Consider the following 13,066-nt stretch of genomic DNA (forward strand, 5'->3'; position numbering starts at 1 on the left):
TCGGATCGCCGAACCCGGCACCGCCTATTTCGGCAGCGCGTAGGCCATCACATAATCGCCCGGCTTGGTGCCGACCGAGCCGTGGCCGCCGGCGACGATGACCACGAACTGCCGCCCGTCGGCGACCGTATAGGTCATCGGCGTCGATTGCCCCCCGGCCGGCAGCCGCGCCCGCCAGAGCTGCTTGCCCGATGTCAGGTCGTAGGCGCGCAGATAGTCGTCGACGGCGGCACCCAGGAAGGCAACACCGCCGGCCGTGATCATCGGTCCGCCAATGCCGGGCACCCCGACCTTCAGCGGCAACGGCAGTGGCGTCATGTCGTAGACGGTACCGTTGCGGTGCTTGTAGGCAATGGTACCGGTCCGAAGATCGACGCCAGCGACATAGCCCCAGGGCGGCGCCTGGCACGGAATGCCGAGCGGCGATAGGAACGGTCCCATCACCACCGCATAGGGCGCGCCGTCATTGCGGTTCAGCCCCTGCTCGCTGCCCTTGGTATCGCCCGGCGGCGGCACGTCGGCGCGGGGGATCAGCCTGGACGTGAAGGCGAGATAAGTCGGCATGCCGAACATCACCTGCCGCACCGGATCAACCGCCACGCCGCCCCAGTTGAAAGTGCCGAAATTGCCGGGGTAGACCAGCGATCCCTGCAGCGAGGGCGGCGTGTAGCGGCCTTCATAGCGCAATTTATGGAGCGCGATCCGGCAGGCCAGTTGGTCGAACATGGTGATGCCCCACATATCGGCCTCGGTCAGCGGCGGCGGGCTGAAGGAAAGGTCGGATGCCGGCTGCGTCGGCGATGTGTGATCTCCTCCGATGGCGCCGCCCGGCGCTGGCACGTCCTTGACGGGGATGACCGGCTCGCCGGTGCGCCGGTCGAGCACATAGAGGTCGCCCTGCTTGGTCGGCCCGACGAGGGCGGGCACGACGGAGCCGTCAGCCTTGGTGATGTCGATCAGGCTCGGCTGCGCCGGCACGTCCATGTCCCAGAGGTCATGGTGCACGGTCTGGCGCACCCATTTCAACTGCCCGGTGTTGAGGTCGAGCGCGGTGATCGAGGAGGAGAATTTCTCGACATTGGCGCTGCGGCCCATGCCGAGCTGGTCCGGTGTCTGGTTGCCGAGCGGCACGTAGAGCAGGCCGAGCTTGTCGTCGGCGCTCGGCGTCGACCACATGTTCGGCGAGTTGGCGGTGTAGGTCTGGTCGGCCGGCAGCGGCGTCGTCTGGTCCGGATTGCCGGAATCCCAGTTCCACAGCAGTTTACCGGTGCTCGCATCATAGGCGCGGATGACGCCGGACGGCTCCTGCGTCGAATAATTGTCGTTGACCGCGCCGCCGACGATGATCTTGCCGCCCGCGATCAGCGGCGCCGAAGTCGAGTAGTAGTAGCCCGACTTCGGATACGGCATGTTGGCCAACAAATTGAGCGTGCCGCCCTCGGCGAAGGCCGGGCAAACCTGCCCGTTGGCGGCGTCGAGCGCGATCAGCCGGGCATCCGAGGTCGGCAGGTAGACGCGCGCAGCGCAGGGCTGACCGGCGGCGCCCGCGGCATCGGCATAATAGGAAACGCCACGGCAGGTCTGGTGCTGGCGGTCCTTGTCGAGCTTGACCTTGGGATCGTAGCGCCACTTCTCCTTGCCGGTCGCCGCATCGACGGCGATGGCGAAGTTGTGCGGCGTGCAGATATAGAGCGTGTCGCCAATTTTAAGCGGTGTCACCTGGTAGGTGGTCTCGCCGACATCGTCCGGGCCCTTCACGTCACCGGTGCGGTAGGTCCAGGCCGGCTGCAGATTGGCGACATTGTCGGGCGTGATCTGGTCGAGCGGCGAATAGCGCTGGCCGAACTGGGTGCGCCCGTAATAGTGCCATTCGCCCGCGGGCACATCGCCGCCGAGATTGGCGTTGGGGATCACCTTGTCGGTGTCGAGCGCGCCGCCGATGTCCTTCGGGTCCGTGGTCATCGAATAGCCGGCCACCGCCAGCGATGCCAGCACGGCAAGGATCAGAGGCGCGCGACCGTCCGGACCGGCAAGGCCGCGCCGCGCCCACGGCGTCAGCAGCCACAGCGCCACCAGCACGATGATGCCGCCGCGCGGGCCGAGCTCCCACCAGTCGAAGCCGGTTTCCCATACCGCCCAGGCCAGGGTGCCGATCACGATCGCCGCATAGAGCCAGAGCGCCGTGGAACGGCGCCGGTAGAGCAGCCAGGCGGTGATCAGGAAGGCTAGACCGACAATGATGTAGTACCAGCTGCCGCCCAGCGAAGCTAACCAGATGCCGCCGGCGCCAAGTGCCAGGCCTATGAGGAAGAGGACGAGGGAGGCGATGGTGACAGCCAAGATGATACTCCTTCGACTGTTGCGCGCATGAGGCGGCCTTGGGCAACCCGGCATTGTGTGCCGCCCCCTGCGCAACTTTCTCCCGACCGCCGCGCCTGTCAAGCATAGGTCATGGGTCCGCGGCAGCAACCTTCTTCCGCCTGAGGTTGTTCACAACGCCGGCCGCCATGTCGCTCAAGCGGCCGTATCAGGCACTTTACCGGAACAAAACGTAGACAGTTCTGGTCTTTCGCTACCGAATCACTACATTCGGGGGCGATGTCCGGCTTTTCCGAAGACATGCCCTTTTTCGACGAACCCGATGCGCGGCCCACGGCCCCGTCGGGCATTGCCGCGCGCGCCATGGCTGCCCGCGGCGGCCAAAACAATGCGCCTGACTATCTCAGGGGCTTGAATCCCGAGCAGCGGCTGGCGGTGGAGACCACCGAAGGGCCGGTTCTGGTGCTGGCCGGCGCCGGCACCGGCAAGACCCGCGTGCTGACCACCCGCATCGCCCACATCCTCGCCACCGGCAGGGCCTTTCCCTCGCAGATCCTGGCCGTGACCTTCACGAACAAGGCCGCGCGCGAGATGAAGCAGCGCATCGGCATCCTGATCGGCGAAGGCAATGTCGAGGGCATGCCGTGGCTCGGCACCTTCCACTCGATCGGCGTGAAGCTGCTGCGCCGCCACGCCGAGCTTGCCGGCCTGAGATCCGACTTCACCATCCTCGACACAGACGACGTCGTGCGCTTGATCAAGCAGCTGATCCAGGCCGACGGCCTGGACGACAAGCGCTGGCCCGCGAAACAGTTCGCCCAGATGATTGACGGCTGGAAGAACAAGGGCCAGGGCCCGGCCGACATCGCCGAGGGCGATGCGCGCAGCTTCGCAAACGGCAAGGGCCGCGAGCTCTACAAGGCCTATCAGGAGCGGCTGCAGACACTGAACGCCTGCGACTTCGGCGACCTGCTCTGCCACCCGATCCGCATCTTCCGCGCCAATCCCGATGTGCTGAGGGACTATCACCGGCGCTTCAAATACATCCTCGTCGACGAATACCAGGACACCAACACCGCCCAATACATGTGGCTGCGGCTTCTGGCGCAGAGGCCCGAAGCGCCAAGGAGTGGTTCTCCGGGCGGTCGCGCTCCCACCGCGTCCAATTCGTCAGTCATCGACAGAACAGAAGCAGGGCGCTATAGGCCTCCAGCGCCTGAAGAAGACCCACTGGAGCATAGCCATGGATCGGCTGCTTCGGCCGAAGGCCGCAAGCCCGACCGGGCGTCCGAGCCGTTGCGAGGCCCCCGCGGAGGGCCCGCGCCGGCAGGCGCGGAACAGCCCGTGAGCGAAAACAAAGTAAACATCTGCTGTGTCGGCGATGACGACCAGTCGATCTATGGCTGGCGCGGTGCCGAGGTCGACAACATCCTGCGCTTCGACAAGGATTTTCCGGGCGCCACCATCATCCGGCTGGAGCGCAATTACCGCTCGACCGCGCACATACTGGGCGCCGCCTCCCATCTCATCGCCTACAATGAGGGCCGTTTCGGCAAGACGCTGTTCACCGATCGCAACGATCCCGAGGACGGCAAGGTCAACGTCCACGCCGCCTGGGATTCGGAGGAGGAAGCCCGCGCCATCGGCGAGACCATCGAGGCCTACCAGCGCCAGAAGCATGATTTGAACGACATGGCGATCCTTGTCCGCGCGTCCTTCCAGATGCGCGCCTTCGAGGACCGCTTCATCACGCTCGGCCTTAACTACCGCGTCATCGGCGGTCCGCGTTTTTACGAGCGCATGGAAATCCGCGACGCGCTGGCCTTCTTCCGGGTCGTCGCCAACAGCACCGACGACCTCGCCTTCGAGCGCATCGTCAATGTGCCCAAGCGCGGCTTGGGCGAAGCGACCATCCGCCAGATCCACGACACGGCCCGCGGCTTGCGCATCCCGATGCTGGAGGCGGCGGGAACGCTCGCCGAAAGCGACGAGCTGAAGCCGAAACCGCGCGCCGCGCTGCGCGAGGTCGCGGCCAATTTCGAACGCTGGCAAAAGGCGCTGGAAACCACGCCGCACACCGAACTCGCCGAGACCATTCTCGAGGAGAGCGGCTACACCGACATGTGGAAGAACGACCGCTCGGCCGAAGCCCCCGGGCGGCTCGAGAACCTCAAGGAACTGATCCGTTCCATGGAGGAGTATGAATCGCTGCGCTCCTTCCTCGAACATGTCGCGCTGGTGATGGATGCCGAGCAGAATGCAGGGCTCGATGCCGTTTCCATCATGACGCTGCACTCGGCCAAGGGCCTCGAATTCGAGACCGTCTTCCTGCCCGGCTGGGAGGAAGGCCTCTTTCCCCACCAGCGCGCGCTGGACGAAGGCGGCCGCTCAGGCCTGGAGGAAGAGCGGCGGCTCGCCTATGTCGGCCTGACGCGGGCCAAGAAGAACCTGCATATCTGGTTCGTCTCCAACCGCCTCATCCACGGGCTCTGGCAATCGACCATCCCGTCACGCTTCCTCGAGGAATTGCCGGAAGCCCATGTCGAGGTCGCGGAAGCCGGCAATTCCTACGGCGGCTACGGCAATCCCTATGGCGGCGGCTCGTTCGCGTCCGGCCGTGGCGGCGGCCAAGGGGCAGGAAGACAGAACCCGTATGGCGCCTCGCGCTTCGACAATATTGGCGGCAATTCGGGCGGCGGGGAAAAGTCCGGCGCCTTCTCCAACACCTATTCGACGCCTGGCTGGCAGCGCGCACAGGCCAACCGCACCGAAGCGACCGACCGCAACTGGGGCACGCGTTCGGGCCATCAGGTCGAACGCATCGGCTATGGCGAAACAGACTCCGGCTACGGCGCCGGCCGCACCAGCGTCAAGGGCCGCACCATCGACGGCGAACTGGTCGCCAAATCCGTCTCCGACACGCCGTCCGCCTTCAGCGTCGGCGACCGCGTCTTCCACCAGAAATTCGGCAACGGCAATATTTCAGCCATCGAGGGCAACAAGCTGACCATCGACTTCGACAAGGCCGGCCAGAAACGCGTGCTGGACGGGTTTGTCCTGCCGGTGTGAGGCTGCCAGCCTCGAAGACTGACGTCCCGCCTCAATCCACCTTCTTCTCGCCCCGCTCCCCGGCCTTCACGATATCCCCCGTCGTAAACAGGATTTCCTTCAATTCCACGCGCCAATCCGTCTTCTGGCGCAGCAGGAATTCGAGGTCCATGCCGAAATGCTTGAACTCCTCGCTCTGCGCGTTCTTCATGATCGCCTTGGCCTGTGGGTTCTTCTCGACCGACATGCGCTGTTCGTACCAGCTGATCGCTTCCGCCTCCTCGATCAGCGAGGTGATCATGCGGGCAAAGGTCCGCACTTCCTGCGACAGTTCTTCCGGCGGTTCGTGATACTGGTCGAAACCCATGTCGTCCTCCCCTCAACGGCTCGCGGATGGAGCCAGGCGTTGGCCCGCACCCATGAATGCGTGGGACGCGCCGCGGGTTCCGGGACCACGGCCACAATTCGGGATGATGGATCCGCGAACTATCTCACGACACTGGCGCCGCGCCGCCCTCTTCCGTCCGCCGCGCGATGAACGCGTCCAGCACGCCTGACGTTGCGGCGGCCGCGGCCGGCGGCTCGAAATCGGCAAGGATGCGCTTCCAGATGCCGGTGGCGCGTTCGGTCGCGGTCTTCGAGCCGCTTTGCGTCCAGTTGCCGAAATTCGACCAGTCGGCCACCAGCGGCTCGTAGAAGGCGGTGCGGTAGCGTGCCATGGTGTGGCTGGCCGAGAAGAAATGGCCGCCCGGCTGCACTTCGGCGATGGCCTCGAAGCCGATTGCGTCGTCGTCGCCGGGCGTCGCGGTACAAAGTTCCGCGACCGTCTGCAGCGCTTCGATGTCGGTGACCAGCTTTTCCAGGGAAACACTCAAGCCCCCTTCCAGCCAGCCGGCCGCATGGATGCAGACGGTGGCGCCCGAAAGCACCGAGCCCCACAGCGCGAACTGTGTCTCGTGCGCGGCCTGCGCGTCCGAAATGTTGGCAGCGCTGCCGCCGCCCGAGCGCCAGGGCAGACCGGTGAAGCGCGCCAATTGGCCTGCACCCAGTGTGGCCTTGACGTGCTCCGGCGTGCCGAAGGCCGGTGCGCCCGATTTCATGTCGACATTGGAGGAGAAGGAACCGTAGACCACCGGCGCGCCCGGCCGCACGATCTGCGCCAGCGTCAGCCCGGCCAGCGCTTCGGCATGCTGCAGCGTCAAGGCGCCGGCCACCGTAATCGGCGCCATCGCACCGGCCAGGCAGAACGGCGTGATGATCAGGACCTGGCCCGCCTTGGCGAAGTCGATGATACCTTGCGCCATGGGAACATCGAGCTGGCGCGGCGAGTTGGTGTTGATGACGGTGTAGCAATGCGCGCCCGAGCGGAACTCGTCCTCGGACAGCCCGCGGGCCAGCCTGATCATCTCGAAACTGTCATCGACCTGCGGCGTGCCGCGCGCGAACACGAATGGGAACTTGTCGGACAGTGTCAGCTGCGCCCGATTGACGGCATAATGGCGAAAATGATTGTCGATATCCTGCGGTTCGATGCACGGTCCCAGCATGTGCAAGACATCGAAATGCTGCACCAGCTTGATGAGCTCCTCGAAGGCGACCAGCGTTCCGGGGCGCCGGCCGCGGTCGAGATCGGTGATGTTGGGCGCGCCGGAGCCCGCCAGGAACGTCATCGAGCCCAGTTCGAGCGACAGATCACGAGCACGCGCGCCTGCATTGGCGTGGATCGATCGCGGCGCCGAGGCTAGGGCTGCCACCACCATGTCGCGGCCGATGCGCACCATGTCGGTGTCGGGATCGACCAGGGCGCCGGCGCGGGCGAGCACTTCGCGCGCCTCAGGCAGCAGCACCTTGATGCCCAATTCTTCCAGCACGCGCAGCGCCGTGTCGTGGATCGACGCCACCTGGTCGTCGGAAAAGATCGGCTGCGGCAGGAATGGATTCTTCAGCGAGCGGTAATTGGGCTTGCGGCTTGATTCGCTGCCGGCCTCGCCCATGCGTCCGCGCCGGCGTTCGCGCCTCGTATCCCGTGCAGCGTCATCGACCATCAGAAACTCCTCCTCATTGCCGCATCGCCTTGCCCTGGGGATCGTGGGGCGAGGCCGCGATGACCCGCGCCGTCCGTTTGACGCCGACAATGTGCACGCAAAGCTGCGTCCCCTCCCCGGCGAAATCGTCGTCCACCAACGCCAGCGCGACGCTCTTGATCGTGTAGCCAAATCCGCCCGAGGTGACGAAGCCGCGCGGCGGCCTCAAGGCTTCCCTTCCGGTCAGTTCGAAGCCGGCACCCTATATGTACTAGACATAAATGTCCAATACGCTGGCGGACCGGCATCGCGCACTGTCACGCAAGCATCATGTTCACGCCTTAGATCGCTTTTGGGGAGGCTCGCGCGGCATCGTCGATGCGGCACCTCTTTCCGTTTTTGTCCTTCGGCCGCTCCGGCATGCTCGTCACAAAGAGGATTGTCCATGAAACACCCGCACCGAACCGCCTCGCTCGGCGTCGCGCTGGCCTTGTTCACCGCCCTGACACCGGCGCTTGCCGACGGCGTGGCCTACATCAACAAGGGCCTGGTCGGCGTCGGCCGCATGCCGGCTGCTCAGCGCGACAAGTTCGGCGAGACCTTCGGCTCGGGCTCCGGCATGGCAATCGACACTACAGGCTGGACGCAAGATGCCGGCACCTACAAGGGATCGCTCTGGCTCCTGCCCGACCGTGGCTACAATGTCGCTGGCACCACCGACTACCGGCCGCGCCTCAACACCATCGGCATCGAGTTCACGCCTGTCGCACCGGGTGCGGCTCCCGCCGCCGGCCAGGAGCAGACGGGCGTCAAGGCGACGCTTGCCGACACCATGCTTCTCACCGACGACAAGGGCGCCGATGCCACCGGCCTCGATCCGCTGTCGGATGTACGCCCTGCCGCCGGCGACATGCCGATGTTGCCCGTCGCCACCAACGGCAAGCTCGCTCTCGACAATGAGGCCATCGTGCGGCTGCCCGACGGTTCGATGTTCATCTCCGACGAGTACGGCCCCAACATCTACAGGTTCTCCGCGCAAGGCCGCCTGATGTCGGCGACCCAGCCGCCGGCAGCCCTCGTGCCGATGCGCAAGGGAACGCCGAACTTCTCCTCCGACAATCCCGGTCCGGGTGCCGCCGACCCTGATCCGAAGGATCCCGAAACCGGGCGCCAGAACAACCAGGGCCTCGAAGGCATGGCGATGACGCCGGACGGCAAGTTCCTGATCGCCGTGCTGCAGTCGGCGCCGAGGCAGGACGGCGGCGATTCACCCTCGACGCGCCAGAACACCCGGGCGTTGGTTTACGATGCCTCCGACCTCGCCCATCTGAAGCTCGCGCATGAATACGTCGTGCCGCTGCCGATGTTCAAGGATGCCAAAGGCAAGACCAAGGTCGCCGCGCAGAGCGAGATCGTGGCGCTTTCGGACACATCCTTCCTGATGCTGGCGCGCGACAGCGGCAACGGCCAGGGCCTGAAGAAGGGTGACGCGTCGCTCTACCGTCAGATCAACATCGTCGACGTGTCCGGCGCGACCGACATCGCGGGCAGCGCCTTCGACGTGGCCGACAAGCCGGTAGCGCCCAAGGGCGTGCTCGATCCCTCGGTGACGCCGGCCAAGCTGACGCCGTTCATCGATATCAATGACGCCGCCCAGCTTGGCCGCTTCGGCCTGCACAATGGTGGGGCGAAGGACCACAACGAGCTTTCGGAGAAATGGGAAGCGATGTCGGTCGCCAGCGTCCTCGATCCGAAGCTGCCCGACGACTATTTCCTGTTCGTCGGCAACGACAACGACTTCCTCGCCCAGGACGGCTTCCAGGTCGGCGCGCCCTACAAGGCCGATGACGGCGCCGATGTCGACACCATGTTCCTGGTCTATCAGGTCACGCTGCCGGGTCTCGGCAAGAAGTAACGATCACCGCACAAGCGGGCGCGCCTGGCGCGTCCGCCTGTGCAGGTCGTGAAGGCTTACTTCAAGAACTCGGCGTCCTTCGGCACGCCCGCATCGATTGGCTCGGCCGTCCTGCTTGACACGGCCATGATCTTGCCGCCGGCAGACAGGTTGGGCCGCACGAAGACCTGGGCGGGGCCGTTGACGCGGCTGTAGAGGTCGATGATGTCCCGATTCATGAAGCGCACGCAGCCGGTACATCGTGTCCTTGCCGTCGCGGAAAAGATAGAGCGCGCGGGCGCCCAGCGGGCTCTGCGATCCGGGCGGCATGCCGTCCTTGTATTTCGCCAGTTCCGGCCGGCGCTGGATCATTTCGGGCGGCGGCGTCCACACCGGCCACTTCTTGCGCGCCTGGACCACGGCGCTGCCGGTCCATCCGAAACCGGCCTTGCCGAGGCTGACGCCGTAGCGGATGGCCTTTCCGCCGTCGCGCACCAGATAGAGGAGATGCTCGGAAACATCGACGACGATCGTGCCAGGCTTCTCTCCGGTCGGATCGGCCACGATCTGGCGCACGAACTTCGGATCGAGCTTGGCAACCGGGATGGCCGGCAGTTGATAACCCTCGTCGGTGCGCGCCGCATACATGGTTGCGGTATCGCCGACAGCCGGCTCGCTTGGCGCAGCCGACGGCGGGACCGGCGCCACTGCCGGCGGCGCCACATCGGTCGTGGTGCACGCCGAGAGAAGGACGGAAGCGCAGCCCAAAGCGGACGCGCCAAGAAACGCGCGCCGGCTCAGGCGCTCAGCAACAAGCGGAATATCGGACATGAACCCCCCGGTGAGAAACGCGGTCCAACGCGCATGGGATCAATATCCCATTCCGCAAACTTTGAGAACAGGATGGATCATGGCGTGAGCACCGTGGACCGTTCGCGCCCCCGCATCGACCTGTCGGGTTGAATCTGCAATCATCGCGCACCGGACTCGAGATAGGCTTTGTCGGCCATGAACGAAAAAATGCCCGCGCGTCGGCGCACCGGCGACCTGACCAGCGGCCCGATCCCACGCACGCTGCTGCTCTTCGCCTTGCCGGTGCTCGGCTCCAACGTGCTGCAATCGCTGAACGGCTCGGTCAATGCCGTCTGGGTTGGCCGCTTCCTCGGCGAATCGGCGCTGACGGCGACCTCCAACGCCAACCTCGTCCTGTTCCTGATCCTCGGCACGGTGTTCGGCATTGGCATGGCGGCCACCATCTTGGTGGCGCAGTCGGTCGGCGCCCGCGACCTGCCCGAGGCACGCCGCATCGTCGGCACCAGCGCCACTTTCTTCTTCCTCGTTTCGGTGGTCTTCGCGGTTTGCGGCTGGATCTGGGTCGACGCCATCCTGGGCGCGCTTGGCACGCCGGCCGACGCCTTGCCGCTCGCACGCTCCTACCTGCGCATCATCTTCGTCGCCGTGCCGATGATGAACCTTCTGTCCTTCGTCATGACCGTGCTGCGTGGCGCCGGCGATTCCCGCACGCCCTTCATCTTCATGGCGCTGGCGGTCGTGCTCGACATCGTGCTCAATCCCCTGCTCATCCGCGGCATCGGCCCGTTTCCCGAACTCGGCATCGCCGGTTCCGCCACCTCGACGCTGATCGGCCAGACCGTGAGCGTTATCGCCATCCTCGTCGTGCTCTACGCGCGCAAGCATCCGTTGCGGCTGGCCGGCACAAATCTCGCCCTGCTGCGCCCGGATCCGGCGCTGCTGCGCATCGTCGTCTTCAAGGGGGTGCCGATGGGCCTGCAGATGATCGTCATCTCGGCGGCGGCACTGACGGTGATGGGCATCGTCAATTCCTATGGTTCGCAAGTCGCCGCCGCCTACGGCATCGCCGCGCAGCTCTGGACCTACATCCAGATGCCGGCGCTCGCCATCGGCGCCGCGGTTTCTTCCATGGCGGCGCAGAATGTCGGCGCCGGCCGCTGGGACCGGATCGGCCGCGTTGCCGCCTCCGGCGTCGGCTTCAACCTCGTCCTGACCGGCGCCCTCGTCGCGCTGCTATGGGTCTTCGACCGCTCGATCCTGGGCCTGTTCCTGAGCAGTGACAGCGCCGCGATCGATATCGCCGCCCACATCAACACCGTAGCATCCTGGTCGTTCATCCTGTTCGGCATCACCATCGTGCTGTTCGCCACGGTGCGCGCCACGGGTGCCGTGATGCCGCCGCTGATCATCCTGGTGATCTCGGTGCTCATCGTGCGCACCGGCTTTGCCTATTACATGCGCGGCGTGATCGGCGAGGAAGCGCTGTGGTGGAGTTTCCCGGCCGGCTCGATCGCCTCGCTGGTCCTGGCGGCGGCCTACTACCGGTTCGGCGGCTGGCGCACCTTGCACATGATCGAGAACAGGCCGGCTGCCGGCGAACCGCCCGACACCGGGCTCGGCGTGCCGCGCCAGCGCGCGAACATGGCACCTGAAACGCCGAACGGCTGAAGCGCACGTGCTGGCGCGGCGGTTTCAGCGCCTCTGTCGGAGCCCGAAGGCGAGCGCCACCAGCGCGAACACGATGATCATGGCCGCGAAGGCCAGGCTCGCGTCGACGGGGCTGGCATAGGTCGACACGACGCCGATGCCGATGACAGGCAAGGCGTTGCCGACAAAGCAGCAGACGAAGAAGCTCGACACCACTTCGGCACGGCGATCCTGTGGCGCGATCTCGTTCACCACCTGCAGGCCGCCTCGGTAGCCAAGCGCGGCCACGACACCGCAGCAGGCCGTCGCCACGATCATCAGTGCCATCGAGGCCAGAATCTGCGCAGCCACCACCAGCAACACGCTTGGGATCATCAAGGCCAGAGCGGCCAGCATGGCCTTGCTGCTCTGCACCCGCATCAGCGCCACGATGCTGGCCGCCGCGACGATCGCCAGTTCGAAGAACAGCGCGCCGGCAACGGCATGGTTCGTTTCGTGCAGCTGCTGCGCGAGGATGCTCGGCGCCAACGCGGCATAGAAGCCGACCAGCGCCATCGCGCCGAAACCGGTCACCGCCGGCGCGACGAAGCGCGTGCGTATCTTCTGAGGCACGGAGAGGCGCGGCCGCATCGAAATCCGCTCGAGGCCACCCGGCTTCGCCACCGTTTCACGGGTACGCCAGACCAGGACCGCCACCACCGCGAGTGCCATGAGATAGACGATGAACACCAGCCGCAGGGGCCAGGGCTCGTATTGAGCCAACAGTCCCGATATCAGCGACCCGAAACCGAGACCGAGGAAATTGGTGCTGGTGGTGATGACGCTGGCACGCGATTTATCGGCGGCGGGGAGAAGCTCGGCAATCCATGCGGTTCCCGTTCCGGCGCCAACGCCGATGCCAAGCCCGCTCAGGATGCGCGCCACGTCGAGCGAGACGACATTTCCGGCGAACAGGAAGATAAGCGCGCTGACAATGGCCACGATCATCGCCGCCAGCGCTGCGGGCCGGCGCCCGACAACATCCGACACGCCACCGAACACCAGCAGGGCGCCGAGATTGCCGACAACATAGACCGCGTAGATCAGCGTCAAGGTGATCTGCGAAAAGCCGAACTGCTGCTTGTAGATGATATAGAGCGGCGTCAGCGCCGTGCTGCCGGCAAACAGCACCGCGATCATCGCCGCGACAGTCGGGATCGCGAGGACGTCGACGGCCTCGTTCTGAGTTTGCGCCAAATCACGAAAGGCCATGGCCAACCTCGTCATCAGTTTCAGGGATCGCGACGTCAACGCGCCCTTCCCGCCGGCGTTCCAGTGAACG

Annotated in this window: 7 protein-coding genes and 2 pseudogenes; 3 read left to right on the plus strand and 6 right to left on the minus strand. The window is 65.5% G+C overall.

Annotated elements, in window-relative coordinates:
- Positions 1-24: 24 nt before the first annotated feature.
- Complete coding sequence (locus FJ434_RS12775; RefSeq protein ID WP_140747415.1) at positions 25-2,340, minus strand: glucose/quinate/shikimate family membrane-bound PQQ-dependent dehydrogenase; 2,316 nt, start codon at positions 2,338-2,340, stop codon at positions 25-27.
- Positions 2,341-2,598: 258 nt separating this feature from the next.
- On the opposite strand from FJ434_RS12775, the gene FJ434_RS12780 reads away from it, so the two are divergent.
- A complete protein-coding gene (locus FJ434_RS12780; RefSeq protein ID WP_140747418.1) occupies positions 2,599-5,388 on the plus strand; it encodes a UvrD-helicase domain-containing protein in 2,790 nt (929 codons plus the stop codon).
- A 31-nt stretch (positions 5,389-5,419) separates the two neighbouring features.
- On the opposite strand, the gene FJ434_RS12785 is transcribed toward FJ434_RS12780, so the two are convergent.
- The 3 genes and pseudogenes from FJ434_RS12785 to FJ434_RS12795 form a co-directional block, all read right to left on the minus strand.
- Positions 5,420-5,734: a hypothetical protein gene (locus FJ434_RS12785; protein WP_015317239.1), complete on the minus strand. Its 315-nt coding sequence runs from the start codon at positions 5,732-5,734 to the stop codon at positions 5,420-5,422.
- Positions 5,735-5,858: 124 nt separating this feature from the next.
- The gene (locus FJ434_RS12790; protein WP_140747421.1) at positions 5,859-7,412 is read right to left on the minus strand and encodes a trimethylamine methyltransferase family protein; all 1,554 of its coding nucleotides are present in this window, start codon (positions 7,410-7,412) and stop codon (positions 5,859-5,861) included.
- Between the two features lie 13 nt (positions 7,413-7,425).
- A pseudogene (locus tag FJ434_RS12795) lies at positions 7,426-7,605 on the minus strand (glycine cleavage T C-terminal barrel domain-containing protein); the annotation flags it as partial.
- Between the two features lie 231 nt (positions 7,606-7,836).
- Here FJ434_RS12795 and FJ434_RS12800 point away from each other — a divergent pair.
- Positions 7,837-9,306 (plus strand): esterase-like activity of phytase family protein, encoded by a 1,470-nt coding sequence (locus FJ434_RS12800; RefSeq protein WP_140747424.1) that lies wholly within the window; start codon positions 7,837-7,839, stop codon positions 9,304-9,306.
- Between the two features lie 56 nt (positions 9,307-9,362).
- Here FJ434_RS12800 and FJ434_RS12805 read toward each other — a convergent pair.
- Positions 9,363-10,116 (minus strand): annotated as a pseudogene (locus FJ434_RS12805) (L,D-transpeptidase).
- 177 nt (positions 10,117-10,293) lie between these two features.
- Here FJ434_RS12805 and FJ434_RS12810 point away from each other — a divergent pair.
- A complete protein-coding gene (locus tag FJ434_RS12810) occupies positions 10,294-11,766 on the plus strand; it encodes an MATE family efflux transporter (protein ID WP_140747427.1) in 1,473 nt (490 codons plus the stop codon).
- A 24-nt stretch (positions 11,767-11,790) separates the two neighbouring features.
- Here FJ434_RS12810 and FJ434_RS12815 read toward each other — a convergent pair whose 3' ends face one another.
- A complete protein-coding gene (locus FJ434_RS12815; RefSeq protein WP_140747430.1) occupies positions 11,791-12,996 on the minus strand; it encodes an MFS transporter in 1,206 nt (401 codons plus the stop codon).
- Positions 12,997-13,066: the final 70 nt, after the last annotated feature.

The organism is Mesorhizobium sp. B2-5-13 (genome assembly GCF_006440535.1).
GTDB classification, from domain to species: domain Bacteria; phylum Pseudomonadota; class Alphaproteobacteria; order Rhizobiales; family Rhizobiaceae; genus Mesorhizobium; species Mesorhizobium salmacidum.

What these genes read in the sequence shown, in the direction of transcription:
- FJ434_RS12810 (WP_140747427.1), top strand. Translation starts at nt 10,294, where the DNA reads ATGAACGAAAAAATGCCCGCGCGTCGGCGCACCGGCGACCTGACCAGC.
- FJ434_RS12780 (WP_140747418.1), top strand. Translation starts at nt 2,599, where the DNA reads ATGTCCGGCTTTTCCGAAGACATGCCCTTTTTCGACGAACCCGATGCG.
- FJ434_RS12790 (WP_140747421.1), bottom strand. Translation starts at nt 7,412, where the DNA reads ATGGTCGATGACGCTGCACGGGATACGAGGCGCGAACGCCGGCGCGGA.
- FJ434_RS12785 (WP_015317239.1), bottom strand. Translation starts at nt 5,734, where the DNA reads ATGGGTTTCGACCAGTATCACGAACCGCCGGAAGAACTGTCGCAGGAA.
- FJ434_RS12800 (WP_140747424.1), top strand. Translation starts at nt 7,837, where the DNA reads ATGAAACACCCGCACCGAACCGCCTCGCTCGGCGTCGCGCTGGCCTTG.
- FJ434_RS12815 (WP_140747430.1), bottom strand. Translation starts at nt 12,996, where the DNA reads ATGGCCTTTCGTGATTTGGCGCAAACTCAGAACGAGGCCGTCGACGTC.